Here is a 24,244-nt window from a genome sequence, read left to right as displayed (position 1 = left end):
TTCTATATACAATTAAATCCCCTAGCTAAAGCTAGAGGATTTAACGGATAAAATTCGTATATGTCTTCTTTTCTTTTTCTGGTTTTTCAACAGATTCTTTACCATTTCCTATTAACTTCATAAGCCATGCCATATTTTTACCAAGCACTCTCATAATTTGTACCCCTTCTTCATCTTGTAGTGCTTCTCCTGGTCTAGTACCATGAATAACATTCCAATAATTAGAATTTGGCATTATCATTTCAGAGTAGTTAATATAATTGTTTAATTGATTGAATGTTGTAACACCACCAGAACGTCTTACAGCGACAACAGATGCGCCTACTTTATGTCTTAACATAGAATTATTTGCACCTGCAACATAAAACGCTCTATCTAAAAATCCTTTCATAGTCCCGCCTATAGCTGAATAGTGTACAGGAGATCCTAAAATTATCCCTTGTGCATGTTTCATCTTTTGTATCCACTCATTAACATCATCTTGAATAGCACACTTTTCGTCTTTGTTTTTTATACATTGATTACATGCTATACACCCTCTAATTAGCTTATTTCCAACGTGAATTATTTCTGTTTCTATACCTTCTTTTTCAAGTTCATCTGCTACTATTCTTATTGCATGATAGGTATTTCCTTTTTCACGTGGACTCCCATTAAAAGCTACAACTTTCATTTCTTATCCTCCTCATTAGTCACAAATTATAATTAGTCAAATAAAGCCCAGTACTCATCTCCCCAATATTTTTTTATAAATTCGTCTCTTCCTGAAATTTTTCTATCTTCCTTATATTCAACAGGATTTTTCTTATAGTAATCTTGGTGGTATTCTTCAGCATCATAAAATGTTGTAGCCGGAAGTATTTCTGTAACTATTGGATCTTCAAATCTTCCTGACTTTTCTAGCTCTCTCTTTGACTTTTCAGCTTTTTGTTTTTGTTCATCAGTTGTATAGAAAATAGCACTTCTATAAGAAGGCCCCCTGTCATGGAACTGCCCATTATCATCTGTTGGGTCTATTTGCATCCAGTAAGCCCTTAGTAGCTTGTCATAGCTTATTACATTAGGATCATAAATTATTTTTACTACCTCATAATGTCCAGATGTTTGAGATTTTACATCTTCATATGTTGGATTTTCCTTATGTCCACCTGTATATCCTGACTTTACTTCAATAATTCCATCTAGAACGTGAAATGGTGAAACCATGCACCAAAAACAGCCACCAGCAAAGATTGCAGTTTCATATCTAGTATCCATCCCAATTCCTCCTGTATTAATAGTTTCTATACTTTAAATCTGAAAACTAGTTCATTTAACTCTTGAGCTAATTCTGATAAACACTGACTAGAATTTGCTACTTCTTCTAAAGATGCAACTTGTTCTTCTATTGACGCTGCCGTTTCCTCTGATGCCTCTGCATTTTGATGTGCTATTTGAGATAAATTTCCTATTATATTCAGTATTTCTTGCTTTTTAATATTCATATCATCTCCAGATTTATTTACCCTGTGTATATACGATTTTATATCTTCTATAGCTTGTGAAATCCCTTCAAATTTAGACTTAGTCATATCAACACTACTAGCTTGAGATTTTACAACTTGCTCTACTTGCTCCATATTTTTTACTGCACTTGATGTCTTTGTTGTTAGTTCACTTATAACTGCACTTATCTCCTGGGTAAATCTGTTAGACTGTTCAGCTAATTTTCTTATTTCATCTGCAACTACCGAAAATCCCTTTCCTGCCTCTCCTGCTCTAGCTGCTTCTATAGCTGCATTTAATGCCAGTAGATTAGTCTGCTCTGCTATACTTTTTATCATAGCACTAGCACTTTCTATTTTGCTAGCACTTTCATTTGTTGTTATAATAACTTCTTGAACATGACCAAACGCTTTAGAATTTATGTCTGTTTTCTCTATCAAATCTTTTAATATATCAAATCCTTCATCTTTCAATCTATTTACATTGTTCAAGGAACTATTTAGATTAGCTAAATGTTCTTTATTTTCTACAACCATGCTACCTAAATCTGTTACTGCACAAACTCCAACCTCTGTATCACCTGCCTGACTTGATGCTCCTTTTGCTATTTCTTCAATAGCCCTAGCTATCTCATCTGTAGAAGTTGCTGATTGTTGGCTTATTGCTGCTAGCTGCTGAGATGATGCCCCTAATCTCTCAGATGTATCTACTACGCTTTTAATTATATCTCTAAGATTTCTAGTAATTACCTGAAATGAACTTGCTAAATCACCAATTTCGTCTTTTCTTTTTAAAAACTTATCAGGAACGTCTTCTTTTATATTCAAATCAGCTATTTTCTTTGAATAATCTATAACATTTATTATAGGGTCTGCAAAAGACTTACCTACAATATAACAAATAAAAATGCTTACAATAAGTATCAAAACTGTTATAAATAATATATTTCTTGCAAGTGTAGGAATAGAAGATAGTACCTCATTTTCTAATGCCGTTACTATAATAGTCCAATCAGTTCCATCTACGCTAGAATATCCTATATAAAATCTATCTCCTTCAAATGAATACCTAGATATACCTTCTTTTTCTTTTAAAGCTTTTTCTACTACCTTTCCTATTTCCTTAAAGCTATTATCCTCATTACCTTTATCTATCAAATTTACTTGGTTTAATACCATATCTCTATTTGGGTTGGATATGATAGTTCCACTATTATCAACAAGATATGCATATCCATTTTCTCCAAAACCCATATCGTCAGTAAGGTCATTTAAAAATGTAGCATCTGCAACAGCCACAAGTACACCTACTATATTATTACCTTCATATATAGGAACAGAATAGGCTATTATTAAAGCTCCATTATCATCTGCATTTACACTTACAGCAGGATTAAGCATTCCTCTTTTTCCTTTTATTGAATCTTTAAAATACTGTCTTTCATTTATATTTACGACTTGTCCTCTATCTCCATAAGAGTCAGATAAGTATAAGTTTCCTTCTAAATCGGCTACTCCTATTCTAATGAAGTTGCCAGATTTTTTTACTTCATTTTTCAAAGCTACCATTTTATCATCTATAGATATTCCTTTATCTGCTATAACTTCTTTAGATGCTACCCCCTCTAAATAAATATAATTAGCATCATTTCTACTCTTTATTATCTGTGCTGCATCTTGAGCATTTTTTAGTAGTGCACTTTCAGCCTCTTTAGTCACAGCCTTAGATGTTGTACTCAAAGCAAAATATCCAAACACACTTGAAATTGCTAAAATTAAAATCGAAAAATAAAGAATTATCCTAGCTTTGATGCTTTTCATCATAAGTCCCCCCAATGTAGTATGTGTTAAAACAATTATATCAAAAATGAAACTATAAATATACAAATTAATATTAAAAAACACACACTTTATCAGACATGATTCCTTACTTAATTTTGTTTTTCTGCTAGTTTCCTTATTTTTCTAAAATCTACGACAAAGTATTATATAAAACTTGAACTTTCTTCATGATAATTATAAATCTATTATTTATTAAACACGATATTTTTTATCTGCTACTAATTTATACAATACAATACATTTCCCGGGAAAAAACAACACTAAACTCTAAGCCGCGGAAGAATATTGTCGTGAACAGAAAAATGACTAAACTTATGATTATAAACCAGAAATTTCAAGGAGCTCGCTAATTGTTATAAGCCTATAGCCTCTTTCAACAAGCTCCGGTAAAATTATTCTCAGTGCTTCAACAGTTTTGCTATCCTTTTGTATTACATAATCATGTAATAAAATAACATTCCCATTTCCAATATTCTTGAGGATATGCTCGGCAATCTCTTCAGCACTTGGGTTATCCCAATCTTTAGGATCTTGATTTGGAGACCATAGTATAACTTTACAACCACCTTCTCTAACAATGCGCAAAGTGTTATTATTCAAACTACCAAATGGAGGACGAAATATCTTAGGTTGCATACCTATTGATGTAAAAATAATATTTTGAGTATCTTCAAATTCTTTTTTTATCTTTCCATAAGAAGATTTTGTTACATTAATGTGTGTAAAAGTATGATTTCCAATTTCATGCCCTCCACTTACTATTCTCTCTACTATTTTAGGATATAGCTTTACATGTTTGCCTATAACGAAAAAAGTAGCTTTGGCATCATATTCGGCTAGCAAATCTAATATTTTAGGTGTAAATCTAGGATGTGGCCCATCATCAAAGGTTAAGGCAACGACTTTCTGATCTTCAACTCCATTTCTAATTATATCTGGGTCATTATATATCCTCTCTCCTACCTCACTAAGTAATTGGTTCTTAATATACGTATGAGTTATAATCAGCAATACTAGTAAGAGTATCCCTAAAATAATACTTTTTCTTCTAATTATTAATATTAGAGGATTTCTTATCTAAATCACCTCTTCCTAAATATTAGTATCATAGAGTTTGTATTAACATATAACCTATTATATTCATGACATTCACTTTTATGATGATGGATACACTAAAAAATGGTAGGTGTACACCTACCATTTTTTATAATGAATAGGAAATTATAAACTTTTTGAATTATGGATAATTTATAATTTCCGTTATGAATTTCAAAAAAGTCTACATTCAAGATCTTTCAAAGAAAGACTTTTTTATTAATCCTCATACTCACTTCTCCATAGATTGTTGTCTTTTAATACACTAACTAAAGTATCTCCTATAAGCGTTGGATTTTCTACAATATATATACCACACTCTTTCATTACTCTTATTTTCTCATCAGCGGTTCCTTTACCTGATGAAATTATAGCACCTGCATGTCCCATTCTCTTTCCTGTAGGTGCTGTTTTTCCACTTATAAATCCAACTACTGGTTTCCTCATATTTTCCTTAACCCAAAGTGCTGCTTTTTCTTCTGCATTTCCCCCTATTTCTCCAATCATTATAACTGCATCAGTATTATCATCTTCATTGAAAGTTTTTAGTACATCTATGAAGTTTGTTCCATTAACTGGATCTCCTCCAATCCCCACAGCTGTGGACTGCCCTATTCCTCTTTGAGATAATTGATAAACTGCTTCATATGTCAATGTGCCAGAACGAGACACAATCCCTATTCTACCTTTCTTATGTATATATCCTGGCATAATCCCAATTTTACATTCGTTAGGAGTTATTATCCCTGGGCAATTTGGACCAATCAATCTTGTCTTCTTGCCATCCATATATCTTTTAACATATATCATATCTTTTATAGGTATATGCTCTGTGATACATACCACCATATCTAAATTTGCATCTACTGCTTCTAGTATTGAATCTGCTGCAAATTTTGCTGGAACATATATAATAGATACATTAGCACCTGTCCTATCTACAGCTTGTTTTACAGTATCAAATACAGGTATTCCTTCAACATCTGTACCACCTTTACCGGGAGTAACCCCTGCAACTATCTTTGTTCCATATTCAAGCATTTGTTTTGTATGGTAAAGAGCTGTTTTTCCAGTTATGCCTTGAACTATTACTTTAGTATTCTTATCTATCCATATGCTCATTATAAATACCTTCCTTTCTATTTAATTAACTCTACTATTTTTCTTGCACCCTCATCCATAGTCTTAGCTGTAACAATACTTATATTAGAGTTATCTATTATTTGTCTACCTAATTCTACATTAGTTCCTTCTAACCTTACTACCAACGGAACATTCAAATTAACTTCTCTTGCTGCATTTACAATCCCTCTAGCTATTACATCACATTTCATTATTCCACCGAATATATTCACAAAAATTCCCTTGACTCTATCATCAGACAGTATTATTTTGAAAGCATTAGTCACTTTCTCCTCTGATGCTCCACCACCAACATCTAGAAAGTTCGCCGGCTCTCCTCCATATAGCTTTATGATATCCATGGTAGCCATTGCTAGTCCTGCACCATTTACCATGCAACCGATATTACCATCCAAAGCAATATAAGATAATCCGTACTTTGATGCTTCTATTTCTTTCTCATCTTCTTCGTTTAAGTCTCTATATCTAAGAATACTTTGATTCCTGTATAAGCTATTTTCATCAAAGTTTAGTTTGGCATCTAATGCCATAATTTTGTTGTCTTTTGTAACGACTAAAGGATTTATCTCTGCTAACATACAATCTTTTTCAATGAAGCATTTGTATAAATTCATCATTACTTTAACTACGTCCCCCATTAACTGTGTAGGAATTCCTATATCAAAACATAATCTTCTTGCTTGAAATTCACATAATCCAACTGCTGGATCAATAGTTTCTGTAAAAATCTTATTGGGATTATTTTTTGCTACTTCTTCAATATCAGTTCCCCCTTCATCCGAAGCTATCATCGCTATTTTTGATGTTTCTCTATCTAATGTCAGTGCTAAATAATATTCTTTATCGATATTACAGCCTTCTTCTATTAAAATTGCTTTAACTTCTTTTCCTTCTGGTCCTGTTTGATAAGTTACTAATTTTTTTCCTAATATGTCCTTTACATGCATTTTCACTTCATCTATACTATTGGCTATTTTTACTCCTCCTGCTTTCCCTCTGCCTCCAGCATGTATTTGAGCTTTTACAACTGCTATATCAGTTTCGATGCTCCAAGCAGCAATTTGGGCATCTTCTACTTTATATATGACCTTACCATTAGGTACTGATATATTATATTTTTTTAATATTTCTTTTGCTTGATACTCATGTATATTCATATTAGCTCCTCCGTTTCTATACTCTAAATAAAATGTTAGTAAACAATATCATAAAAAATAATGCAAACGGGTAAGTAGCACCATATGCAACTGTTACCTCGTCACTTTCTAACGATTCTATAGCAGCTGCTAGACCTGGTGTACTTGTCATTCCACCACATACCCCTCCTATCAAATAAACAATGTCCAGTTTTAATAATTTTTTTCCAACTATATATCCAGCTAAAATACTTAATACTGCTGTAGCAGTACCTATTATAAGAAGCTGTGCTCCTGATGTTCTAATAAGGTTTAGAGCATTGTATCCATAATTTAGCCCTACAATTGAAAGAAACATATTTAGTGAAATATCCCTAACTACATTGAGTTGTTCTTTTTTGATGTTAAAATTTAAAAAACCTATTTTTTTCATATCTCCTAAGATTAATGCACTAAGCAATACTCCACCAGTTGTCTCTAGTGAAAAATCTCCAAGATATTTACCTAGATAGATATTTATCCTTCCTATAATCATCCCTAATAAGCAAACTATACAAAAAGAAGTTACGCTAAAACTCACTTCAGATAAGTTTTCACCATTATATTTCTCATCTTTCCTTTGCATATTTGCATTGTTCTTATAATGTTTTGCTACTAACTGTGCAAAAACTATTACAACTATAACTCCTGGTATATATGCAATTGAATACCCAAGCCCAACCATTGCTTGTGCAGTTTCACCTAATTCTCTAGATATTTCAATAGCTGTAGCCAGTCCTGGAGAACTTGTTAATGCTCCTACATATGTGCCTATTACACTTACCTTCAAATTCTGAAATAATAAATTAATAAATAGCCAAGTCGACAATGAACCAGTTAGAGTTATAACTAGTGCTAGTACCATAAATCTGTATCCATTGTCTTTTATTATCTTCCTAATATTTTTTGATGCCAATAATCCTACTGATGCTATAAATCCTACAAGACTTAGTTGAAATAATTCAGAGGGTATAAATGGCCTATTTAACATTACAGAACTAGTGTCATATGTCTGTAAATATCGAGTTGCAAAATAACTTATAACAAGCCCTGCAAATAATCCTCCACTACTTCCTAATTTGACATTTTTGTAATCAATTCTTCCAACTAACTGGCCTATGAATATACTAAATAACATAAGCAAAAGCGGGTTTGATATAAATTGTACTAAATTCACTTTTCATCCCTCCAATTCCTAAAAAAATAACTCAGCAAATGTTTGCTGAGTTATTACACAATAAAAAAACCTTTCTAATCATAGAAAGGGTATTATCAAAAAGTGTAGAACTGTCCAATGTCCTACTTATCAATAACACCTCCTCATCCTCGTGAGTAATAAACAGCGTTGATCCTACTGGCAGGTCTCCTGACTTAGGAATAACAAACCTTACACCTTCCCATGCTATAGCACAGTGGTATTCGTAAGGTTCTATCCATTACAGTGGCGGGACCGTGTCGGAATTACACCGAACTTCCCTTTTAAGCAGCTATTATTATAACTGCACCAATAGTCTGAATATTTAATTTTAACTAGACTATATCATCATTATTACTATGTGTCAATACATATTGTGTACTTTGCATGCAGTAGTGAAAAAATAAAGCCTAGGAAATATTTTATTCCTAGGCTCATACGTCTCTTAGAAATATTAATTCTTTCTACTTAGGATCTATAACCCCACTCATTCTTATAACTTCGATACCTCTATCTTCTAGTCCTTTAATAAACTCATTAATTCCTACAGAGTCAGACGCCATATGCCCTGCAACTATTACATTCCCTATATTTTGCTCTCTTACAGCCTTAAGTACATCTTCTGGCATATGCATGCATATAAGTGTTCCTACTCCTGCCTCAAAGTACGCTTTAGCTACTGCTGCTCCACCACCAGTACCGCCAGCCATAGTTACAAATACTTTACCAGCGAAATCATCTTTGCTACCTACACGAATAACAGGCTTAGCCAAAGTTTTTTGATATTCTGGTAATTCCTCTAATGCTTTCACAACATCATCAAGTGTAGCTTTTGGTTTATCTTTTAAAGCATTCTCTAGATGAGCTTCAACCTTGTTTTCAGCTAATATATCTGTTGGTGTATGTACACCCATAAATGGCATTTTCAAAAGCTTAGCAGCGGATACAGCTCTATCATAGTTTGATACATGTAAAGCTCTTTCTACTTGACCAACTTTCTCAGATAAAGCCTTTTGAGCCTTATTTATAGGTACTCCAGCCTTAACCATTCTATCTATTTGAGCTTTCATAACTTTATGAAGATTTATAGCTGGGTTGCCACCTTTAGGATGGTGAGTTATTACTAAATCTGCTCCTAATTCTCTAGCAAGCATCATTTCAGCTAACTCCATATCAACACCTATTGCTACTTTTTTTATATTTTCTCCTTCTACTATAATCCCAGAATCTTCAGGTACTTCAGTTAATCCTGCAAGTTCTAGAGCTAAATCCATAATCTCCTTAGTATTCATATTCTTTCCTCCTTATATTTTACTTCAGTTATGTAGTCCTAATCTTATTATAACATTCTGTGAAAACTTTTTCATTAACTGTTTAAATATTTGAAATATTCTTCTTTAATTTAGTAATTAACCCCTGCTTTATTATCTACAATATAAACCCAGCTATTTCCCTTTAATAGCTTAACCCTCATCCCTTGCTCATTCCTTATATCAAAATGATCATTTAGACTTTCTTTAACCCATATTACTTTTTCAACTTTTCCACCCTTAAATAAAAGTCCATTCCCTCTACCTAAAATTCTTACATCGACGTGTTTTGATTCGTTATTTAAATCTTTTATATCTGTAAATAGAACCAATACATTACTTACATTTATCTGTTTATTATTTAAATTATCTATATCTTCTTTTCCATCTTGAAACCTAAAGTATTTTCCATCTTCATACTTAAATTCTGAATAAGTATATTTACTAGGAGTTATTTTAATATTTGTAGCGCTGTCTAAAGAAGTATCTATATTTTCCTCAAAGTCCATATTGAAATTGTATCTACTTGTATATCCCCTTTCAACTATAAAATCCCTTAACTTATCAGATGATGTGTATAAATTATGAGGTGCTTTTCTATCCTTTGATCTAAAAAAATAAGAACTATTATACATCTCATTCATACTCTTAAGGTTTCTTCTTTGTATCATTTCTATAGCTACATTGCTACCTCCACAATGAGCAAATGGAATATCAAATGCAATTGTTATATCTTGAATATATGGTCTTGTACTTCTTACAGGTCCAATTTTGTGTATATCATCAGAAAAAAGTGCTATATATCTTGTTATACCACCTTCAACTAAAGTTTCAAAAACTATATCCGCATAAGATAAACCACTATGTGGCCTTGCCATTTTTGAATTTTCGAGGATTGCAAAGAAAGGGATCTTTTCATCTTCAATATTTTCACCAGTAAATATATTCTTAGCATATTCCTTTGTATCTTCTATTACTATTTCATTTTCTGTATCTTCTTCTATAATATCCTGCTTGTTTTTACACCCTGAAACCATAAGTATTGTTATTAAAATTAGAGTTAAAAATAGTTTTTTCATTTTAACCTCCCTATTATCAAGCTATATGTATATCATTTTCTTAGTCATACCACCATCAATAGTAATATTTTGTCCGTTAATAAAATCATTCTCCTCATCACTTAGAAATAGACAAGCTCTAGCTATATCTTCTGGTTTGCCAACTCTTCCCGATGGATGCTGTTTATGATCTTCATAAGTTAATTCGTCGTAATTATAATTTTCAATCCATCCTGGACTAATACAATTCACAGTAATATTGTAATCAGAAAGACTTATAGCTAAGGCATGAGTTATAGATATAATTCCACCCTTTGAAGCACTATAACTTTCTGTATTTTGTTCACTCATTAGATATCTTGTAGATGAAATATTTATTATTCTTCCATACTTTTCTTTATTGTTTTGCCTTACTCTTGCAAATTCTCTAGACGTTATAAATACACTTGTTAAATTAGTATTGATAACTTTCTGAAAGTCTTCTGTTTTTGTTTCTAGTAGTGATTTACCTTGTCCTACTCCTACATTATTGATCAATATATCTATATCTTGAAATTTAACAAATATATCTTTCATCATATCCTCAACTTCACATGGTTTTGAAAAGTCAACTTTGTATGAATAATCTGCATATGTACATTCCGCTATGTCAGCTACTATAACTAAATATCCATTCTTCTTGTATTCTCGACCAATAGCTTCTCCAATGCCCTTAGCTCCACCTGTCACTAAAACTTTTTTAACCATAATTTATAGCTTCCTCCCTAACTTAATCAAATATAAAGTTTTCTTATTTAATAAATCTTTTAAGATACCTGTGATTATCTTACTGCTTTATTACTATTCTACAAGATGAACTTAGAATCCTTTGTTTTGACTTTTACAACAGTAATTTATTTCACTACACTTTAATATTGTAGACATTTTATGAATAATATCTCATATTGAACCTGAAAATATTTTTTATTAAAATCCCAAAAGTTGTAATTTTTTTGACTAGTTAAACGTCTAATATAATGAGGGTTTCTAATCTATAGTTAAAAGGAGGGGGAAATTTGATAGATTGGCTTAAGGAAATTCTAGTGTTTGAGAAAATCTACTGGTATTTGGCAATTCCTTTCACTATCTTACTTATAATACAACTTTTATTCTCATTTTCAGACTTAGATAGTGATGAAGACTTTGACATTGAAGATGATAGTAACTGCCAGCCAGTACTTAAATTATTTACTGTGAAAAATCTAATCACTTTCTTTGCAGTATTTGGTTGGTCTGGAATTACATTGTCAAGTGCAGGATTAACACAGTTTGCAACAATATTAATATCTACAATCATTGCTGTTTTAGTTTTGCTTTTGGTATCAGCACTTTTTTATTTTATCTCGAAGCTAGCTGCTAACGGCACTATGGATATACAAAAGGCTAAAGGTAGTACTGGAGAAGTATACTTAAGAATTCCGCCTAAAAGAAGTGGTATTGGAAAGGTAAATATTAAATTACAAGGATCCTTTAGAGAATTAGACGCTATAACAGATGATGAAGAACTTCCTAGAGGAACTATCGTTATGGTAAAAGGAGTAATTAATAATGTTTTGCTAGTTGAGAAAATAAATGAGGAGGATATGTAATGAGTTCAGCATACGGTATTATTTTAGTAAGTGTAATAGTAATCACTATATTCGGTACAATTTCAGCACTTTTCTCAAGATATAAAAAATGTCCATCTGATAAGATACTAGTTGTATATGGTAAGGTTGGAAAAGAAGGGGATGAAAATAGGTCTTCTAAATGTATTCATGGTGGAGCTGCATTCATATGGCCAGTAATACAACATTATGAATTTTTAGATCTTACACCTATATCTATAGAAGTTAATCTCCAAAATGCTCTTAGTAAACAAAACATAAGAGTAGATGTACCTTCAAGATTTACTGTAGGTATTTCTACTGAGCCAGGAATAATGCAAAATGCTGCTGAAAGATTATTAGGATTGGCTCTTAACGAAATTCAAGAACTAGCTAAAGATATTATTTTTGGTCAATTAAGATTAGTTATTGCTACCATGGATATAGAGGAGATTAATACCGATAGAGATAAATTCCTTGAAGCCGTTTCTAGTAATGTAGAAACAGAACTAAAAAAAATCGGATTAAGACTAATAAACGTTAACGTAACAGACATAAATGATGAATCTGGATATATAAAAGCTTTAGGAAAAGAAGCAGCTGCTAAAGCTGTTAACGATGCTAAAAAAAGTGTTGCTGAAAAAGATAGAGATGGTTCTATCGGTGAAGCAGAAGCTAGAAGAGATCAAAGAGTTAAAGTTGCAGAGGCGGACGCTGCTGCTGTAGAGGGTGAAAATAGATCTAAAATTACTGTTGCTAACTCTGAAGCCGAAAGAAGACAAAAAACTGCTGAAGCAGAAAGAAGAGCTAGTGCTGCTGAAAAGGTTCAGGCTGCTAAAGCATTAGAGGAAGCGTATTTAGCAGAAGAAGAAGCTGAAAAATCTAGAGCTAGAAGAGAAAGAGCCACTAAAGAAGCTGATGTGCTTGTTCATGCAGAAGTTGAGAAGCGAAAGCTAGAAATTGAAGCTGAGGCTCAAGCCGAAGAATTTAGGAGGATAGCTAAAGGAGAAGCTGATGCTATATTCGCTAAGATGGAAGCACAGGCTCGTGGTACTAAAGAAATGCTTGAAAAGCAAGCTGAAGGTTTCCAAAAACTTATCGAAGCTGCAGGTGGTAATCCTGAAAAAGCTGTTATGATGATGATAGCAGATAGACTACCAGAATTAGTTAAAATACAAGTAGAAGCAATTAAAGGAATCAATATAGATAAGGTAACCGTATGGGATAATATGGGTGGTGGAAAAGATGGCGGAAAACCAACTACAGCAAATTTTTTATCTGGAATGATGCAATCACTTCCTCCTCTACAAGACGTATTCAACAGTGCAGGTTTAGATCTTCCTAAATATCTTCTACAAAATAAAGAAGAAAATGATGAACAATAGTCTAATTTATACAACCAAGGCCTGATCAAAGATCAGGCCTTAAATTATTATTTAAATGCTTTCTTTATTCCAGTTTTAGATTTGTAACGGTTAATCCAAGATTTAACAGGTGATGATAATACATCTTCTGGAGCTGCATCATTAGCGTGTACTACTGGTCCCCATATAAGATCTAGAATATGCCAAGCCTTTGATCCACCTTTAAGAATAGAAGATCTACAAGCAGAACAATAAACAACTACATATTCACTATCTAAAGTTTCTACACGACGCTTCATAACCTTTTGGGCTACTTCTGGATTTGCAGGAACTACCATTCCACCAAATCCACAACATCTTGTTTTTTCTCTTGAATACTTAGATTCTACATACTTATATCCAAGCTCATCTAGTATCCATCTGACTCCATCATGAAGAGCTGTTAAATGGCGAGTTGAACAAGAATCATGTATAGTAAACACTACATCACTATCTTTTGCCTTATTTCTTACTTCTTCAGGAAGACCTATTATAGGTAGTATTTCCCAAAGTGAATGTGTTGGAGTTGGACTTGCTTCATCGAAAGTCAATTTGCAGCTTTGGCAAGCTACTATCATTTCTTCAATATTCACATCATCCATATCTCTTTGAAGGTCAGCAAATCTTTCTTTAAACAAGTCGTACTGCCCAACCGCTTTTGTTGGTTTTCCACAGCATTTTTGAACTGCAGAAAATTCAGGGAATACAGATTTTAAATAGCTAATAGTCTTTACAACTGCCTCAGGACTGTAAGATGGTAAACTACATCCAGGCATAAATCCATAACGTTTATTTTTATCAATTTTTATACTCATTATTTCTTACCTCCACGAACTTTAGTAGTAAATAACTTACAGAATCCAAGCAACTGGTGCATTTTTATAGCTCCATGACCTTTCATTGGTGATTCACCCTTGTTCGCTTTAACAAAGTCTTTTCTCGAACCAATAAATATATCTTTCATTGGTAGCTTATGAGGACAAACAATTGTACAGTTGTCACATCCATTACATGAGTAAGCTAATAAAGCATCCATCTTACCTTCTTTTGCTAAGTCTTCTACGATATCCTTTGGACAGCTTCCAAAGTCATTCATCATAACACATTCTCTCATACAAAGCTTACATTCACACTTTAGACAACGAGTTGCTTCTTCAATAGCTTGCTCCTCAGTAAAGCCAAGATCAGATTGTTTAAAGTCTTTTTTACGTTCTTGTGCTGGTCTCATATTAGTGTGTAATCTTTGTTTATCTTCAGTACCTTCTGGTAAAGGTATATCTAATTTTGTTTCATATGCCCATTCATATTTAAAATCTCTATCAGCTCTTAAATCCATATTGTTAAGATATCTATCGATACTAATAGCAGCTTTTCTTCCTAGAGCCATAGCTTCAATAACAATAAATCCACCCGCTGCATCTCCAGCTACGAATACATTCTTCATTGTAGTAGCAAGTGTATCTTTATCAACTTCGTATCTTCCACCTCTTGTCTGAGAAAGAGCACCATCTGTAATATCTTCTACTAATTGTCCAGTTGCCATAATTACAGTATCTACTTCTATAACCTTAGGTTCTCCTTCATATTGAGGATTGAATTTACCTTCTTTGTCGAATATAGATTTTACTTTTTGAATCTTTATACCTGCAACTTTTCCATCCTTTTCTATAATTTCAATTGGTCCCCAACCTGCGTTGAAAACAACACCTTCTTCTAACGATTCATGAATTTCTTCTTTTGAAGCAGGCAGTTTATCCATATCTTCTAATGAACATTGATAAACTTCAGTAGCTCCTATTCTCCATGATGAACGTGCACAGTCCATAGCAACGTCTCCACCACCGATTACCATAATTCTTTTTCCTGCTCTTGGGAATTGTCTAGTCAAACTAATTTCTTTCAGATATTCAGTTGCAGGATATACTCCCTCTGCTTTGTGTCCTGGCATAGGAATAATATTTCCTTTATGTGCACCATGAGCAAGTAACACTGCATCAAATTTTTCTGTTAACTCTTTAAAACTGATATCCTTACCTACTTCAACACCTAGTTTAAATTCAACACCTAGTTTATTTAGGTAGCTGTATTCATGATCAATAATATCTCTAGGTAATCTATACTCGGGAATACCAACCCTCATCATTCCACCAACTACATTTAACTTATCAAATATAGTTACAGCATGACCTTTTTTTCTAAGATCTATAGCAGCTTGAGCTCCAGCAGGACCTGCTCCAATTATAGCAACTTTTTTGCCTGTTGGATTTCCTGTTGTAGTGTCCCAAATTGATTCGTTATCTGCCTTTTCTGCTGCAAATCTTTTAAGTGCAGCTATTGCGATTGGCTCATTAAACTCAACACCTCTTCTACAATCTTTTTCACATGGATGAGCACAAATTCTACCTAATGTATTAGGTAAAAATAACTTTTCTCTAATTACTTTGATAGCCTCATCGTATTTTTTTTCACCAATTAAGTTAACATATTTCTTAACATCTGTACTCATTGGACATCTGCTTTGACAATATGCATCTTCAAGCCCCATACATTCATCTACTATCTTCTTGGCATTATTTATAACACCTTCACTAAACTTTACATTATTCACATCACTCACTCCAATCATCCTTCCCTACTTTACATGTATACTTATAATTGTATAATAAAAAAACCTTGTTAAATAATAAATATTCTTTATGATGTATAAGAATAATCTGTTGTAGTTAAGGTTTTAACGTATTTTTGCAGAATATTTTGGAATTTAATCTATTTACTATCAAGGAAAGGATTATTGGTAGAAAATTTTCCTTGTATTTATCTATTTAGCTCTATAATTATGTTCCATAAATCTTTTAAGAAGAACTCTATTTCCTCTTCCTCATCATAAATCAGAAAGATTTTATCCTTATGTTCATCACTTTCAACTAGTTTAATTACCTCATTAATGCGATCCTTAACCTCAATTAAATATACAATTGGTATTGATTTTTCAGATATGTTTACTACATTCAAATCATCATTAACACAAGCTAATATAAATTCACTATTTGATAAATTATTAATACAGTGGTAACTTTTTAGATGATTATCTTTAAGATCACTTACCACAAATCCATAATCCTCTATATGCTTCAAGATCTTATGTCTATCCATATTCTTTTTCCCTCCTAGTTAATTTAAATAATATAATCTATTCTAAATTTATAACATAACAAACATAAAATTTCTGTGAACCTAATCACATTTTTTCAATATATATCATATATTAATTTTATCTGACTATGAAAGGAATGAGCTATATGTATAATTTCTACAAACCCTATCCATATCTTTATTATTTGCATAACCCATATAATATGTATAATTTTTACAAAATGTATCCTAGAAATATGAATGACAAGATTGAACTTAAAGATTATGGTCCAAATCCATTTGTAGTTGATATCGAAAAAGCTACTGAGCAAAATACTACTTTCCGTACTGCTTTATGGACTGGAGAGCATCTACAAGTTACAGTAATGAGTATAGCTCCTGGTGATGATATAGGATTAGAAGTTCATGAAGATGGAGATCAGTTTATAAGAGTGGAAGAAGGTAAAGGGCTTGTTTTAATGGGAGATTCTAAAGATGATTTAGATTTTGAAGAAAGAGTTTATGAAGACTTTGCTATAATGATACCAGCCGGTAAGTGGCATAATATAATAAATACAGGTAATAAGCCTCTTAAAGTGTATGTTATTTATGCACCTCCTGAACATCCATTTGGTACAGTTCATAAGACTAAACAAGATGCACAAGCTGCTGAACATAATAATATTTTTAAGTCATAACTAATAGTATTTTTGGGGGCTAGCTTGGAGATAATACTAGCCCCTATTAACTATTTTTTCTATTTTTGCAAAGGTAATGCATATATAATCGCCAATTAGAAATATTGCTTTAGATCTGCTAACCTTATGTAAACACCTTGATTATTACCATCTTTGGGAGCTTTACATACTTTATTTTGTGCTCAAAAATAAATGTTTTTTATAGAAAATTCACCCGGTGTCTACAGCTTCTTACACATATCTGACACCTATGCTTGAGTCCGATCAATTAAGCTTGTATCATTTATACCTTTATTTCTTAGAGCATATATTGTATATAAATCTCCATGAATTAACCCTATCTTTTGTTCCTTTAAACCTTAAAAATAGCTTTATATATTGTTGGAACAAGTTATATCTAACATTAATATAATTATATTAGAGAAAGGAGGTGTCACTATGGCTACTGAATTATTTAAACTTAAGGTGTATGCTGAAACAACAACAGATACAAATGCTAATCCAGAGGTGGTAAAATATTTTTATACTTTAAGTGAAAGTGAGATACAAGGAAGTACTATAACTATTCCAGCTACAGAATTTGTAGATGATGATGGTAACCCTGTAACAGAGAACTTACTAACTGTAAATGAAAATAATGGATATTACTTGTTATTTATAAACGGCGTTTTACAACAATCCAGCTTATATACAGTTAGTACTGATGGTTCTAATGTAGTAATAACTGAAGGAGATACAGTTCCAATTGGTGCACCAATTGTCCTAGTTGTAAATAATTTTGCACCAGAATCTACTTCTACAACAACAGTAATAACTTAAGTAATTAAAATATATGGATGTGTTAAATTTAACACATCCATTTTTAAAACTTATCATATATTTCTATTAACAACGTAATTTATACTCACATACAATAATTAGAATAGTATTTATTTAGGGAATGATGATATTGAATAAATTAAATTATGAAAAAAGTTTAATAAAAGCAGATGTATATCAATACAATGCTTTATCTGATGGCAAAAAAAGAATTTTTACTAATGAAGATGAATTGATTCAATATGGGGATAAAGGTATACTTGATCCTGATAATGTCTCTTACTTTAATCTATTCATTAATGGATTATTACAACCCAAAACTAACTATGAAATAAAAAAAGGACAACTATTGTTAAAAACTAGTGATATACCACCTAAAGATACTCCTATTACCCTTGTTTTTATTGTTTTCAAGGAAGACGTAGTAACTAATTTTAATACAACTATTACAAAAGGCCTTATTCCATCTGGGACTCTATCTTATAAATCTATAAAAGATTTGGATGTTTATATCAGTAAAAACAGTGAGAAATGCTTAGAGGTAAAAACATTTATTACAAATGGTCCTAAATCTACTTATACAGGACATATATCTTATTGGGATTTTTCAATAACTATAAAAAATATAAATGATACACCTATTACTAATATCGTTATAACCAATGATATTCTTTTAGACTCTACTATTAAAATAACAGATTTATTACCTTCACAAGGCACTTACTTTATACAAGATAATAGGATTATATGGAATGTAAACTCGCTAAATAAAAACGAAGTTGCAATAGCTAAATTTAGCATAAAAGGATTATTTAAAGCTTCAGGTGCTAGGTTTATTAACAGATGTTTCGCAACTGGATATAAGAATTTAAACAAAATATACTCTAATATTATCTGTGGAAAAGTAATTAAAGTAATGGAAGGAATACATGTTACTAAAGCTATTACATCAGGTCCTCTCAAAGTTAACATAAATGAACCTGCAAAATGGAGAGTAGAAATAAAAATAAGTAATTATAGTAACTCCGATATACGAAATATTATAATGACAGATATTTTGTCTATTGAAAATATAGAGAGAGTTAAGTTTATTAGTGTACCTAAAGGTGTTACTACACTTGAGCATAATAAAATTTTTTGGAGGAATGACCTACTTAATGCTTCAGAAACTGTTAATCTAATTATAGATATAATAGGTTCTTTTTCAACAAAAGGAATAAAAAGTTTAGGAAGTACCTACATTGTCGGAAAAATTAATAATTGTAAACTAATTTCTGGCCCCTCAAAAGATATGAAGATTATAGCTTTGCCATTTAAAAATAATACTCAACCTAAACTTTTTTTTAGAAAACTTTATATTGAACAAACCATTGATTTCATGTTTAGGTAAATCTAAAACATGGAAATTTAATCTTAAAATTACTAGCTTAACAAACGATACTTTAAAAAATATTATAATAACTAATTATATATTACTAGATCGAATTAATCATATTTATACACCATGTATTTCTAGAGGAAATATTAACATATGTGACAATTGTATAATTTGGAACATCCAGGAATTATTGCCTGGCGAAACTTTAATAGCTACTTTTAAAGTAAGTGGGGTATTCAATACTACAGGTTTGCGTTCTATAAATAGGACTATTGCTTCTGCACTTACTTCTAACTTCAATTGTTTTATATTATCTAATATAGTTTGTGGAAAATTGATTAAAGTTCTAGATCCTATTAACGATTCAAAACATACTCGTATTGAAATAGATACAATTTACTTTAAACACCAATACAAAAGTTATATTAATAATATGGGTAATAAAACTTTTGAAGATATAGTTTTTAAGCCAGGTTTTATTGTAAAAGATACTCTAATAATAACTGAATTAAAAAATAAACCCCATTTCAAACGAACTCAATTTACTTTGAGGATACCTTTCACTGTCACCTGTACAGACGGAAGTACCTTTAAAGGTTATTTGCCTGATATTTACAAAGATATTGTACTTTTCATTCCAAATACAAGGGGTGAGTTTTCATTTGAAATCAAAGTGAAAACTAATTCTAAGTTTATAAAATGTCCTATTAAATTAAATAATAAGCTACATTTCATAGTAAGTGTACATTCTACCTTAAAAGTACAGTTATTAATACCTAACTATAATATTTCTTCTAAGCTAATACCTAAAGAAACAGGTAACAAAAAGTCAACATATGATAAATTGCTTATTCCATACTATGCAGATTTCTTTAAAACTCAAAATGGAATAAGTTATCTTAAAAATAAGAATCTAAAAAAATGTAAACATAATAAATATTCCTCTATATTTGGAAATTTAACTATAGAAAAATATATAACAGAAGGTCTAATACAAACTACTAATAATATTAATACTACTTGGAAGGTTGAGATTAGAATATCCAACAATGGTAATGGTCCTGTCAACAACGTAATAACATTTAATACTTTACCCTTAGATGATTTAATTTCTATTAATGTGATTAATATTAGTAAAGGTACTACTCATATGGAAAAGAACAAACTCTTTTGGAATATAGGAACCTTAGAATCTAATGCTACTGTAGTGCTTTTAATAGAAATTACCGGCTCTTTCAATAAAACAAATAATGATTTCAATATAAAAAATTATCAGTATAACGCTATATCTGATGGTTTTAAAAAAGAATTTACTAATAATGATGCATTAACAGTGTATAAAAGTAACGGAATACCAGACCCAAATAAAGTTTCGTTAATTAATCTTTTTGTTAATGGAGTGCTGCAGCCTAAAGTTAACTACAGGGTAAAAAAAGGATTATTAACTTTAACAACAAATGATATTCCAATTAAAGGAATACCTATTACGCTTGAATATTTAGTAGTAAAAGATTGTAATAGTCTTCTTACAAAACAGGATATATAGATTCGCATATAAAGATAAAATTCATGTAAATAAAGATGAATTAAATTTGTATAGAAATAAGTAAATACTTTATTCTAAAAATATTTCTCATAATTATTCTCGATATTGGTATAGAGATGTATTCTAATCAAACAAAATACTCCTCACCTATATTTGAAGATAAAATAATACGAGAAGTTTTTAAATATTTAATATAAAGTGTTCTGTAAATGTAAGAAGATTCTCTTGCAATATTTTATTAAAATATTCTTTAATAGATTTTAATATCTAATAATTAGATAAAGACGAATAGAGCTTATTATTCTACTTTGTTTTTATCTAATTATTATTTTTCAATATATTTCGTATCTTAGAATTTAATTTTCTAGCATTTGTAAGTCTTTAAGTTGATCTCATATTTCTTCATTAGCAAACAACAACACTGAACGTAGCTTGAGGAAATAGACTAAATGTCATTAGGGCTCTCGGTAGACGATCTGTGCACAGTAAGTCAAATCTATTTTATAGTAAAGTGTAAATGATATTATATAATTGTATATAAAATGGAAAGTAAAAATATACAAATTTGTCCAATAAGCTGCTACCCTTATCCTAAGAGGATGGCGATGATACTGAATTTAATATGCTAAATTAATATACTTAAAACTATGAATTTAAAGCCAAATCATTCAGAACTGTCACCTATCAAGGCTGTGTATGAATATCTGATAAATAAAAAAATACAATGTTGGATCATAGAAACTCAAGATGCTGCAATTTTGAATATAGGAGAAACAGAACTAACATCTTCTAAAGCTACAGTTTTTATTTCTTCCTTTTTAAATTCTTGTTTTAATAGTTCTTCATTTTTACTTTCAGTTTTAATAACTTCAGTATTCGGTTCAACTGTTTCTTCTTATTTTATTAGTAAAACACCATTTAATTTTGTTTGTGGTAGTAACTAATAAAGTAGCCTTGAGCTTTTGTAATTTTATTTATGATTGAAACTATAGTAGGTAAGCCTCTCCCCGTTCTTTACTTGTAATGGTAGAAGATAGTAAAAGTATTGCTTTTTCTAATTCTTATTTAGTAACTTTTATGATGACCCCCTCGTTCTAATTAGAATAATAAGCTATAACCTATGTTTTTTTGTTAGAAAACTTTTCTTCATTGGGATGATTTCTATAAATTTACATATGCACATCATATGCTGTAAAATTATATAGTTCATATACAACCATTATTCTACACATAGGGAATGTTTTTCTTATATCTTTAAAAGCATTTTTTAAAATCACGGTTATTTGCTAGTTTCTATCAAGCGAGAGTCTAATAGTTCCGAAATCGTCACAAACGTGTATCCTTGCTCTTTTATCGAAGTAATAATTCCTTCTATCGCGTTGAGAGATTCTATTCTACTTTCATACATAACATGTAACAAAATAATAGAACCTGATTCTATATTATCTGTTATATAATTAACAATATTAGTTGAGTCCGAAGCAATTCCAGGATAAGTTTCAGGTTCGATACTCAATAAGATTGTATCTCTTTGATTTTTAGATAAGTAATACGGTAAAAATAATAATCTTTTTCCAAAAGGTGGCCTAAAAGTGATTTCTCCATTATAGCCAATCTGACGTATCAATTTATCGGTTCTTTCGATTTCATCTTTTATAAAAGATAATGATTTAAAAACCATACGTTCGTTGGAATAAGAATGCTTACCAATTTCATGCCCTGCTTGTACAATTTTAACTCCGTCATTAAAAACTTCTCAATCTCGTAACCTGTTAAATAAAAAGTTACTTTCACATCATGCTCACTTAATATATCTAATATTATATCTGTGTTTGTACCAGGACCATCATCAAACGTTAATGCTACTAGTTTTTCATTCGTTTCCACCCTTGTGTTTGAACTACTAAAAGTTGGAACTATCTTAATTTAGATATCTCACTTATAAAAAAACTAAGCAAATAAGGGATATCAAAAAAATACTAATAATTGCAATTGTTTTTTTCATATTCTCACACACCTTGTACCAATATTAGTTTATAATAAAATTATTATTTTTCACATTAATTCTATATTTTTTCGGGTAGCTTATTATAACATCAATACTGCATAAATATTATATATTTTTTTACGCTACATACAATACTTTACAATCTCCTTCAGTATTATGAACAACCTTTCATTAATTAAAATTCAGTTCTTTTTCATACTCTAATTTCTTATTAAAATTCTGTGGAGTGTGACCAATACGTCTAGCAAGTTCCGCAACACTTATATTCATTTGTTCACATAGTTACTTAATCATATCTGCCATAGTCATACAGCATCTACAATTTTATTAATATTACAATAAAATTACCCAAAAGAGGGCATTAAAAATCTCCACATGATAGAAATATCCCATCATAACAGATATTATAATATCTGTTCAGTTTGTAGACAAAACAATCTGCCCGAAAGGGCAAATATTTTAACTTGCATGAGAAAATATCCTGTAATTTGTAAATATGCATTTTCCTAACAGAAAAGATTGCAGAAAGAGCTGGCTTTTGGAGTTTTTCCACTTCCAATTTGCCAGCTTTTTTAAATTTAGACATGCGAAAGCGAGCAGGGTCTGCATTCGCACTTTATCTATTCCTCTAAGAGTTGTATAACGCAGTCCATGCTTTTCTTTTAAATCAGCAAACACTCTTTCAATCGTTTGTGATCTCAATGCATACACTTTTTTATTATAATTAGTATGCCTTAGGTGCTCTGCTTCCTCTAAATATTCTTCCCAAACATGTCTAGACACTACCTTTTTATTGTTTTTACTATCAGTACATTTGTGTAAAAACTCGCATTTTGAACAAACATTAGAATTTGATATATACTCTTTATAGCCTTCTCTACTTAGTTGTAGAATAGTTTAAAATCTCTCCTTGCGGACATATGTAGCAGTAATAATATTCATCATAAACAAACTCATGCTTCTTAAAAAAACCTTTTTTAGTTACAGGTCGTTTATACGGCATAACAGGAGTAACTTTATCATCTAACAAAATTTTACATATATATGGAGTTTTGTATCCTGCATCTGCTGCGACAGCAGATATCTCTTTGAATTTTAGCCTAGCGTCTTCATATAACTCTTTAAAAACAACACTATCGTGTACATTAGCTGCGCTAACTTTAGCTGATAATACAAACCCCTTTTTATCACATGCTGCATGAATAGAATAAGCTAAAACTCTTTCTTTCTCTCCTTTATGAAACATACCACAGTCAGGGTCAACAATACTTTTTGTAATTAATTTCGTCTCATTTTTTCTTTTTTTTTAAAGGTTTTTGGGCATGAATAATTC

The 24,244-nt window shown here is 31.0% G+C and carries 24 protein-coding genes, 1 pseudogene and 1 riboswitch (1 of these 26 only partly in view); of the genes and pseudogenes, 7 read left to right on the top strand and 18 right to left on the bottom strand.

What is annotated here, in order from left to right; genetic code table 11:
* Positions 1-40 precede the first annotated feature (40 nt).
* From CLOTH_RS03260 to CLOTH_RS03215, 10 genes are all read right to left on the bottom strand, one after another.
* Positions 41-673, bottom strand: a complete 633-nt coding sequence (locus tag CLOTH_RS03260) for a flavodoxin family protein (RefSeq protein WP_079411188.1) — start codon at positions 671-673, stop codon at positions 41-43.
* Between the two features lie 32 nt (positions 674-705).
* Positions 706-1,257, bottom strand: a complete 552-nt coding sequence (gene msrA / locus CLOTH_RS03255) for a peptide-methionine (S)-S-oxide reductase MsrA (protein ID WP_079411187.1) — start codon at positions 1,255-1,257, stop codon at positions 706-708.
* Between the two features lie 26 nt (positions 1,258-1,283).
* Positions 1,284-3,305, bottom strand: a complete 2,022-nt coding sequence (locus CLOTH_RS03250) for a methyl-accepting chemotaxis protein (protein ID WP_158080449.1) — start codon at positions 3,303-3,305, stop codon at positions 1,284-1,286.
* A 339-nt stretch (positions 3,306-3,644) separates the two neighbouring features.
* Positions 3,645-4,337, bottom strand: coding sequence for a polysaccharide deacetylase family protein (locus tag CLOTH_RS03245; protein ID WP_158080448.1), 693 nt, complete (start codon positions 4,335-4,337; stop codon positions 3,645-3,647).
* 303 nt (positions 4,338-4,640) lie between these two features.
* Entirely contained in the window at positions 4,641-5,543 is a 903-nt protein-coding gene (sucD, locus tag CLOTH_RS03240) for a succinate--CoA ligase subunit alpha (protein WP_079411181.1), read from the bottom strand.
* A 17-nt stretch (positions 5,544-5,560) separates the two neighbouring features.
* Positions 5,561-6,721, bottom strand: a complete 1,161-nt coding sequence (gene sucC / locus CLOTH_RS03235; RefSeq protein WP_079411180.1) for an ADP-forming succinate--CoA ligase subunit beta — start codon at positions 6,719-6,721, stop codon at positions 5,561-5,563.
* Between the two features lie 16 nt (positions 6,722-6,737).
* Positions 6,738-7,916: an aspartate-alanine antiporter-like transporter gene (locus tag CLOTH_RS03230; RefSeq protein WP_079411178.1), complete on the bottom strand. Its 1,179-nt coding sequence runs from the start codon at positions 7,914-7,916 to the stop codon at positions 6,738-6,740.
* Between the two features lie 162 nt (positions 7,917-8,078).
* A riboswitch (cobalamin riboswitch) is annotated at positions 8,079-8,263 on the bottom strand.
* Positions 8,264-8,398: 135 nt separating this feature from the next.
* Positions 8,399-9,226: a Nif3-like dinuclear metal center hexameric protein gene (locus CLOTH_RS03225; RefSeq protein ID WP_079411176.1), complete on the bottom strand. Its 828-nt coding sequence runs from the start codon at positions 9,224-9,226 to the stop codon at positions 8,399-8,401.
* A 110-nt stretch (positions 9,227-9,336) separates the two neighbouring features.
* Positions 9,337-10,323 carry a DUF3048 domain-containing protein gene (locus CLOTH_RS03220; RefSeq protein WP_079411175.1) on the bottom strand — a complete coding sequence of 329 codons (987 nt, stop codon included), beginning with the start codon at positions 10,321-10,323 and terminating at the stop codon, positions 9,337-9,339.
* Between the two features lie 21 nt (positions 10,324-10,344).
* The gene (locus CLOTH_RS03215) at positions 10,345-11,049 is read right to left on the bottom strand and encodes an SDR family oxidoreductase (RefSeq protein WP_079411174.1); all 705 of its coding nucleotides are present in this window, start codon (positions 11,047-11,049) and stop codon (positions 10,345-10,347) included.
* Between the two features lie 308 nt (positions 11,050-11,357).
* Between CLOTH_RS03215 and CLOTH_RS03210 the strand changes: the two genes are divergently transcribed.
* Both CLOTH_RS03210 and CLOTH_RS03205 read left to right on the top strand, forming a co-directional pair.
* On the top strand, positions 11,358-11,930 hold the full coding sequence (locus tag CLOTH_RS03210) for an NfeD family protein (protein WP_079411171.1): 573 nt from the start codon (positions 11,358-11,360) through the stop codon (positions 11,928-11,930).
* On the top strand, positions 11,930-13,312 hold the full coding sequence (locus CLOTH_RS03205; RefSeq protein ID WP_079411169.1) for a flotillin family protein: 1,383 nt from the start codon (positions 11,930-11,932) through the stop codon (positions 13,310-13,312). The genes CLOTH_RS03210 and CLOTH_RS03205 overlap by 1 nt, the downstream gene beginning before the upstream one ends.
* Positions 13,313-13,359: 47 nt before the next feature.
* Here CLOTH_RS03205 and CLOTH_RS03200 read toward each other — a convergent pair whose 3' ends face one another.
* The 3 genes from CLOTH_RS03200 to CLOTH_RS03190 all read right to left on the bottom strand — a co-directional run bounded on the left by CLOTH_RS03200 (position 13,360) and on the right by CLOTH_RS03190 (position 16,483).
* Entirely contained in the window at positions 13,360-14,145 is a 786-nt protein-coding gene (locus tag CLOTH_RS03200; protein ID WP_079411167.1) for a (Fe-S)-binding protein, read from the bottom strand.
* The gene (locus CLOTH_RS03195; RefSeq protein WP_331721984.1) at positions 14,145-15,947 is read right to left on the bottom strand and encodes an FAD-dependent oxidoreductase; all 1,803 of its coding nucleotides are present in this window, start codon (positions 15,945-15,947) and stop codon (positions 14,145-14,147) included. Before CLOTH_RS03195 ends, CLOTH_RS03200 begins: the two co-directional genes overlap by 1 nt.
* Positions 15,948-16,144: 197 nt before the next feature.
* Positions 16,145-16,483, bottom strand: coding sequence for a hypothetical protein (locus CLOTH_RS03190; RefSeq protein ID WP_079411166.1), 339 nt, complete (start codon positions 16,481-16,483; stop codon positions 16,145-16,147).
* 236 nt (positions 16,484-16,719) lie between these two features.
* Between CLOTH_RS03190 and CLOTH_RS03185 the strand changes: the two genes are divergently transcribed.
* From CLOTH_RS03185 to CLOTH_RS10525, 5 genes are all read left to right on the top strand, one after another.
* A complete protein-coding gene (locus CLOTH_RS03185) occupies positions 16,720-17,160 on the top strand; it encodes a cupin domain-containing protein (protein ID WP_331721983.1) in 441 nt (146 codons plus the stop codon).
* Positions 17,161-17,598: 438 nt separating this feature from the next.
* Entirely contained in the window at positions 17,599-17,979 is a 381-nt protein-coding gene (locus tag CLOTH_RS03180) for a DUF4183 domain-containing protein (protein WP_079411163.1), read from the top strand.
* Positions 17,980-18,100: 121 nt separating this feature from the next.
* Positions 18,101-19,369, top strand: coding sequence for a DUF4183 domain-containing protein (locus tag CLOTH_RS03175; RefSeq protein ID WP_079411161.1), 1,269 nt, complete (start codon positions 18,101-18,103; stop codon positions 19,367-19,369).
* Complete coding sequence (locus CLOTH_RS03170) at positions 19,338-20,903, top strand: DUF4183 domain-containing protein (protein ID WP_079411160.1); 1,566 nt, start codon at positions 19,338-19,340, stop codon at positions 20,901-20,903. The genes CLOTH_RS03175 and CLOTH_RS03170 overlap by 32 nt, the downstream gene beginning before the upstream one ends.
* 647 nt (positions 20,904-21,550) lie before the next feature.
* Entirely contained in the window at positions 21,551-21,847 is a 297-nt protein-coding gene (locus CLOTH_RS10525) for a hypothetical protein (protein ID WP_143715412.1), read from the top strand.
* A 335-nt stretch (positions 21,848-22,182) separates the two neighbouring features.
* Here the strand turns inward: CLOTH_RS10525 and CLOTH_RS03165 are convergent.
* The 5 genes and pseudogenes from CLOTH_RS03165 to CLOTH_RS10560 form a co-directional block, all read right to left on the bottom strand.
* A pseudogene (locus tag CLOTH_RS03165) lies at positions 22,183-22,790 on the bottom strand (polysaccharide deacetylase family protein).
* A gap of 292 nt (positions 22,791-23,082) precedes the next feature.
* On the bottom strand, positions 23,083-23,181 hold the full coding sequence (locus CLOTH_RS03160) for a hypothetical protein (RefSeq protein ID WP_408605806.1): 99 nt from the start codon (positions 23,179-23,181) through the stop codon (positions 23,083-23,085).
* 189 nt (positions 23,182-23,370) lie between these two features.
* Positions 23,371-23,805: a transposase gene (locus CLOTH_RS03155; RefSeq protein ID WP_079411158.1), complete on the bottom strand. Its 435-nt coding sequence runs from the start codon at positions 23,803-23,805 to the stop codon at positions 23,371-23,373.
* Positions 23,789-24,157, bottom strand: a complete 369-nt coding sequence (locus CLOTH_RS03150) for a transposase (RefSeq protein ID WP_079411156.1) — start codon at positions 24,155-24,157, stop codon at positions 23,789-23,791. Before CLOTH_RS03150 ends, CLOTH_RS03155 begins: the two co-directional genes overlap by 17 nt.
* Before the next feature lie 43 nt (positions 24,158-24,200).
* Positions 24,201-24,244, bottom strand: the end of a protein-coding gene (locus tag CLOTH_RS10560; RefSeq protein WP_158080447.1) for a hypothetical protein. The gene runs 94 nt beyond the window's last position; only the last 44 of its 138 coding nucleotides appear in the window; its start codon lies off the right edge, out of view; the stop codon is at positions 24,201-24,203.

This window comes from Alkalithermobacter paradoxus (assembly GCA_002029295.1).
GTDB lineage: Bacteria > Bacillota > Clostridia > Peptostreptococcales > Peptostreptococcaceae > Alkalithermobacter > Alkalithermobacter paradoxus.
This window is presented reverse-complemented; position numbering and strand designations above follow the sequence as displayed.

Bases quoted from the DNA above. Each gene is read 5' to 3' on its own strand.
- sucC (WP_079411180.1), bottom strand. From the start codon at position 6,721: ATGAATATACATGAGTATCAAGCAAAAGAAATATTAAAAAAATATAAT.
- CLOTH_RS03160 (WP_408605806.1), bottom strand. From the start codon at position 23,181: ATGAATATAAGTGTTGCGGAACTTGCTAGACGTATTGGTCACACTCCA.
- msrA (WP_079411187.1), bottom strand. From the start codon at position 1,257: ATGGATACTAGATATGAAACTGCAATCTTTGCTGGTGGCTGTTTTTGG.
- CLOTH_RS03190 (WP_079411166.1), bottom strand. From the start codon at position 16,483: ATGGATAGACATAAGATCTTGAAGCATATAGAGGATTATGGATTTGTG.
- CLOTH_RS03220 (WP_079411175.1), bottom strand. From the start codon at position 10,323: ATGAAAAAACTATTTTTAACTCTAATTTTAATAACAATACTTATGGTT.
- CLOTH_RS03250 (WP_158080449.1), bottom strand. From the start codon at position 3,305: ATGAAAAGCATCAAAGCTAGGATAATTCTTTATTTTTCGATTTTAATT.
- sucD (WP_079411181.1), bottom strand. From the start codon at position 5,543: ATGAGCATATGGATAGATAAGAATACTAAAGTAATAGTTCAAGGCATA.
- CLOTH_RS03185 (WP_331721983.1), top strand. From the start codon at position 16,720: ATGAATGACAAGATTGAACTTAAAGATTATGGTCCAAATCCATTTGTA.
- CLOTH_RS03175 (WP_079411161.1), top strand. From the start codon at position 18,101: ATGATGATATTGAATAAATTAAATTATGAAAAAAGTTTAATAAAAGCA.
- CLOTH_RS03205 (WP_079411169.1), top strand. From the start codon at position 11,930: ATGAGTTCAGCATACGGTATTATTTTAGTAAGTGTAATAGTAATCACT.
- CLOTH_RS03180 (WP_079411163.1), top strand. From the start codon at position 17,599: ATGGCTACTGAATTATTTAAACTTAAGGTGTATGCTGAAACAACAACA.
- CLOTH_RS03225 (WP_079411176.1), bottom strand. From the start codon at position 9,226: ATGAATACTAAGGAGATTATGGATTTAGCTCTAGAACTTGCAGGATTA.
- CLOTH_RS03260 (WP_079411188.1), bottom strand. From the start codon at position 673: ATGAAAGTTGTAGCTTTTAATGGGAGTCCACGTGAAAAAGGAAATACC.
- CLOTH_RS03215 (WP_079411174.1), bottom strand. From the start codon at position 11,049: ATGGTTAAAAAAGTTTTAGTGACAGGTGGAGCTAAGGGCATTGGAGAA.
- CLOTH_RS03150 (WP_079411156.1), bottom strand. From the start codon at position 24,157: ATGTTTCATAAAGGAGAGAAAGAAAGAGTTTTAGCTTATTCTATTCAT.
- CLOTH_RS03200 (WP_079411167.1), bottom strand. From the start codon at position 14,145: ATGAGTATAAAAATTGATAAAAATAAACGTTATGGATTTATGCCTGGA.
- CLOTH_RS10525 (WP_143715412.1), top strand. From the start codon at position 21,551: ATGAATTTAAAGCCAAATCATTCAGAACTGTCACCTATCAAGGCTGTG.